1 protein-coding gene is annotated in these 1,632 nt (G+C 75.7%); it reads right to left on the bottom strand.

Going from position 1 to position 1,632, the window contains the following annotated elements; genetic code table 11:
• Window positions 1-1,632: type I polyketide synthase (locus B7767_RS41775; protein ID WP_143652981.1), on the bottom strand; the 1,632-nt coding region annotated here is incomplete at both ends.

Genomic DNA, 1,632 nt, shown 5'->3' with positions numbered 1-1,632 from the left:
CGCCGTGGCGGCCATGTGCAGGGCGACGAGCGCCGAGGAGCAGGCGGTGTCGACGGTGACGGCCGGGCCCTCCAGGCCGAGGGTGTAGGACAGCCGGCCGGACATGACGCTGGCGGTGGTGCCGGTGGCGGCGTGACCCTGCACGTCGGTGGTGCCGCGGCGCAGCATGGTGGCGTAGTCCTGGCCGTTGGTGCCGACGAAGACGCCGGTGGCGCTCCCGCGCAGGCCCGCCGGGTCGATGCCGGCGCGCTCCAGGGCCTCCCAGGAGGTCTCCAGCAGGAGCCGCTGCTGCGGGTCCATGGCGAGGGCCTCGCGCGGCGAGATGCCGAAGAAGGCGGCGTCGAACAGGCCGGCGCCGTCGAGGAATCCGCCCTCCAGGGTGGCGGAACCGCCGCGGGCGAGGGTGTCGAGGTCCCAGCCCCGGTCTGCGGGGAAGCCGGTGATGGCGTCGCGGCCGTCGTACAGCAGGTCCCACAGGTCGTCGGGTGAGTCGACGCCGCCGGGGAAGCGGCAGCCCATGCCGACGACGACCACGGGATCGTCGTCGCTCGCGCGTCCGGTGGTGTCCGTGACGGCGCGGCCGTCGGCCGGCTCGGGCAGGGTGCCGAGCAGCTCGGTGAGGAGGTGGGCGGCCAGGTCGCGGGCGGTGGGGTGGTCGTAGACGAGGGTCGCGGGGAGCCTCAGGCCGGTGGTGGCGTTGAGGGTGTTGCGCAGTTCGACGGTGGTCAGCGAGTCGAAGCCGAGGTCGGTGAAGGCCTGGTCGGGTTCGACGGCGGCCGGGTCGGGGTGGCCGAGGACGCCGGCGACCTGGGCGCGCACGAAGTCCAGGACGTACCGCTGCCGGGCGGGTCCGGTGAGCGCGGCGAGTTCCCGGCCGAGTGCCGGACCGGCGGTGGTGGCCGCGGTGGTGGCGTCGACGGTGGTGGCGCGCAGTTCGGGCAGGTCACGGACGAGGGGGCGGTTGGCGGCGAAGACCGCCGCGTACCGCTGCCAGTCGATGTCGGCGACGGTGAGCGCGGTGTCGCCGTGCTCGACGGCGGTGTCGAGGGCGGCGAGCGCGTCCTCGGCGCTCATGGGGGTGAATCCGCCGCGTCGTACGCGGTCCTCCACTCCGGTGCCGTCGCCGGCCATGCCGGTGCCGGCCCAGGGTCCCCAGGCGACGGAGGTGGCGGGCAGGCCGGCGGCGCGGCGGTGTTCGGCGAGGGCGTCCAGGTAGGCGTTGGCGGCCGCGTAGTTGCCCTGGCCGGCGGCGCCGAGGCTGCCGGCGGTGGAGGAGAACAGCACGAAGTCGGTGAGGCCGCTGTCGCGGGTCAGTTCGTGCAGGTGGGCGGCGGAGTGTGCCTTGGCCCGCAGGACGGTGTCGAACCGCTCGGGGGTGAGGGTGTCGAGGACGCCGTCGTCGAGCACGCCGGCGGTGTGGATCACCGCGGTGAGGGGGTGTGCGTCGGGTACGGCCGCGAGGACCGCGGCGAGGGCGTCGCGGTCGGCGGTGTCGCAGGCGGTCACGGTCACCTCGGCGCCCAGCTCCCGCAGCTCGGCCGTGAGTTCGCCGGCGCCGGGCGCGTCCGGGCCGCGTCGGCTGACCAGCAGCAGGTGCGGGGTGCCGCGTCCGGCGAGGCGGCGGGCGACGTG

Source organism: Streptomyces sp. 13-12-16 (assembly GCF_002114215.1).
In the GTDB taxonomy this organism is placed as follows: domain Bacteria; phylum Actinomycetota; class Actinomycetes; order Streptomycetales; family Streptomycetaceae; genus Streptomyces.
This window is presented reverse-complemented; position numbering and strand designations above follow the sequence as displayed.